At 40.2% G+C, this 2,562-nt stretch carries 6 protein-coding genes; 5 read left to right on the top strand and 1 reads right to left on the bottom strand.

The genetic code is table 11. From position 1 onward, the window contains the following. Nucleotides 1-123: 123 nt before the first annotated feature. On the bottom strand, nt 124-315 hold the full coding sequence (locus FJR37_RS25785) for a hypothetical protein (RefSeq protein WP_081981527.1): 192 nt from the start codon (nt 313-315) through the stop codon (nt 124-126). A 178-nt stretch (nt 316-493) separates the two neighbouring features. On the opposite strand from FJR37_RS25785, the gene FJR37_RS25790 reads away from it, so the two are divergent. From FJR37_RS25790 to FJR37_RS25810, 5 genes are all read left to right on the top strand, one after another. After that, nucleotides 494-1,147, top strand: a complete 654-nt coding sequence (locus FJR37_RS25790; RefSeq protein WP_027401570.1) for an AAA family ATPase — start codon at nt 494-496, stop codon at nt 1,145-1,147. Then, a complete protein-coding gene (locus FJR37_RS25795) occupies nt 1,144-1,530 on the top strand; it encodes a CopG family transcriptional regulator (protein ID WP_039204268.1) in 387 nt (128 codons plus the stop codon). The genes FJR37_RS25790 and FJR37_RS25795 overlap by 4 nt, the downstream gene beginning before the upstream one ends. 210 nt (nt 1,531-1,740) lie before the next feature. Then, nucleotides 1,741-2,019 carry a hypothetical protein gene (locus FJR37_RS25800; RefSeq protein WP_168467488.1) on the top strand — a complete coding sequence of 93 codons (279 nt, stop codon included), beginning with the start codon at nt 1,741-1,743 and terminating at the stop codon, nt 2,017-2,019. Then, nucleotides 2,012-2,242 carry a hypothetical protein gene (locus tag FJR37_RS25805; protein ID WP_168467489.1) on the top strand — a complete coding sequence of 77 codons (231 nt, stop codon included), beginning with the start codon at nt 2,012-2,014 and terminating at the stop codon, nt 2,240-2,242. Before FJR37_RS25800 ends, FJR37_RS25805 begins: the two co-directional genes overlap by 8 nt. Before the next feature lie 84 nt (nt 2,243-2,326). Further along, on the top strand, nt 2,327-2,562 hold a 236-nt coding region (locus tag FJR37_RS25810; protein ID WP_168467490.1), incomplete at its 3' end, for an HNH endonuclease.

The raw sequence follows: 2,562 nt of genomic DNA on the forward strand, positions 1-2,562 counted from the left end.
AAAATTATAATTAGGAATGTGAATTAAATAAAGTGCAAAAGTAGGGTGTGTTAGCGACAGCGTAACGCACCATTCCACATTAAATCAGAATTGCAGGTTATTAAATTTGCGTTCCTTAGTGTACTATTTTGGAGGTTGCAAGATTTCCCAAATAATTGGATCGGTTAATAAGTTTTCACTGACTTGATCTAATAATTTAACTGGGTAAGCATTACCAACTAACGGAGAATTGCAGTTGTCACAATTGCTAGGGCAAAAGTCCTCAAAGTAATGTTCATGCTGACATTGACCACAAACTTTTAACATCCTATCCATAGTATTTCCTTAACTTTTCACTAATTTATTGATTCTCTCACAATAATCACGACAACCCCGACAGCTTGATAATGGCTTCGTCTGCTGTAGTCATCGAATATCATCAATCTCAAGCTAACTAAATTAAAATTTCCTTTATAGTATATACTTAATGCAGTAATTAATGCAGTATGGCAGTATGGCAGTAAGTAAGTCAGTAATTGCATTTATCAATCAGAAAGGGGGCTGCTCAAAGTCCACCTCAGCCGTGCATCTAGCCTATTGGTTATCACTCAAGGGTCATAAGGTCAGATTGTTAGATGCCGATGCACAGCGCAGTAGTTCCGTATGGTTGAAGTCTATGGAATCGGAAATTGCCACAACGGTATTAAGCGTACCAGATGAACTTTTAGAACAAATCCCAGAGTTAGCAGCCGAATGTGACTATTTAATTGTGGATGGACCAGCAGGTTTATCAGAAGCCAGTCGGGCAATTCTATTTAGGACTGATTTAGCCGTTATTCCCTGTCAACCGACGGGTCTAGATTTACAATCTGCCAGTGATGCCGTGCGCTTAATCAAACAAGCTCAGTCTGTGCGCGGCGGTTCACCAACAGCAGCAGTATTTATTAGTCGTGCTGTTAAGGGTACTAAGTTAAAAGATGAGGCGATCGCCCTGCTATCAAAAATCCAAGAAGTGTCGGTATTAAAAACGGTGATTCACCAAAAACAAGCAATAGCCGATACCTTTGGACAAGGTACAACCATTTGGGGATTGTCCGGTCGTCCGGCGGCGGAATCACAAAGGGAGTACGAAAAACTGTTTAAAGAAATTGTAGGGATGCTGAAGTGAGTACCAAGAAACCTCGGAAATCCCTCGATGATGCCCTGGCAAATGAGTTTGTCTTTGGCGGTACACCATCGGAAACAGAACAGCCCCATGCTGATGACGTGGCAGAAACCATATCAGCACCGACAACCGATAGCTTGAGTGGCTTATCCCTGCCGGAAGCATCAGCCATAATCCCAACTATAACCCCATCCCCACAACCTAAATCATCAATTATGTCTCAACTCCAACAAGTTCCCCCCAAAGAAGCAACAGTGCGTTTAACCGTTGATTTAACTGAATCAATGCACCGCAAATTATCTATGATGGCTGCTAGAACGGGGCGTAAAAAGGCTGAAATTGTTCGCTTCTTACTTGATGAAGCACTTCAGGAAGTAGAAGAGTAATGCAGTAATTCAGTAATGAATGCAGTATAGCAGTAAGTAAATAATGCAAAAATATATTGGTTTGACTTTGTTGGCAATTCCGTTAATGGACATATCGGTTCAAGTACAGTTTCGGAAACTTACGTAATGCAGTAATGCAGTAAGTAAATAATGCAGTAATTAAGATTGAGTTAGTACCAATTTAAAACAATTTAAAACAGGAGAGGCACTATGGCGAGAAAGTCTAAGGATTTTAAAGATTTGATGAAACAAGGGCAGAGTTCCCAAGATAAGCAGAAAAACCTGGAAGCACTGAGAAAGAAGATGGAAGAGGGGGGATTTGGGGAATTGGCTGCAAATATACCCATAGAACCCAAGGGCGCTCCAAAAATGTCAGAAATTCTTCAACAGTTCGTTGCTCCGTATTTAGATAATGTCAGCACATTGAGAAGACGTAAATCATTATTTAGTTTGGCTGTGATAGCCACCGAATGCGGCGGTGATGCCTGAATCTCAACAAAAAACAACACTTGATACTTTCTTGGAACAACAGTTATCAAATCAGGATGCAGAAACTCAACAGGCGATTACACAAATAATTGATGAACTAATTGCTAGGAAACATCAGCATTTCTCTGATAATAAGTATTTTATTCTGGACTTTCAAATCACAGAAACAGGACAACGATACGATATCTCTGTGGCTTCAACTTTGTTGGCAAATCCTCAATGAATTATGACTGTAGCACTCACGTCACACGATTTTCACTACTAGGAAAGTAAAATATTAATATGTAGCGTGTGCATTTCATTTATTATGAGATACCCCAAACATTGGAAAGAACTAGCCAAATCCATCAAGGAAAATTCAGGTTGGCGTTGTCAGAAGTGCGATTGTGTTTGCTTACGTCCTGGTGAAAAACCTAACACTACTAAACCCCGTGCATACGATCTACAAGTTCACCACTGGAATCGTGACCCATCAGACAATAGACCAGAAAATCTAGTAGCTTTATGTCCAAAGTGTCATCTTAGTTATCATCGCGGTGGTAA

The organism is Aphanizomenon sp. UHCC 0183 (genome assembly GCF_009712065.1).
Lineage (GTDB): Bacteria > Cyanobacteriota > Cyanobacteriia > Cyanobacteriales > Nostocaceae > Dolichospermum > Dolichospermum heterosporum.

What these genes read in the sequence shown, in the direction of transcription:
- FJR37_RS25800 (WP_168467488.1), top strand. Translation starts at nt 1,741, where the DNA reads ATGGCGAGAAAGTCTAAGGATTTTAAAGATTTGATGAAACAAGGGCAG.
- FJR37_RS25785 (WP_081981527.1), bottom strand. Translation starts at nt 315, where the DNA reads ATGGATAGGATGTTAAAAGTTTGTGGTCAATGTCAGCATGAACATTAC.
- FJR37_RS25790 (WP_027401570.1), top strand. Translation starts at nt 494, where the DNA reads ATGGCAGTAAGTAAGTCAGTAATTGCATTTATCAATCAGAAAGGGGGC.
- FJR37_RS25805 (WP_168467489.1), top strand. Translation starts at nt 2,012, where the DNA reads ATGCCTGAATCTCAACAAAAAACAACACTTGATACTTTCTTGGAACAA.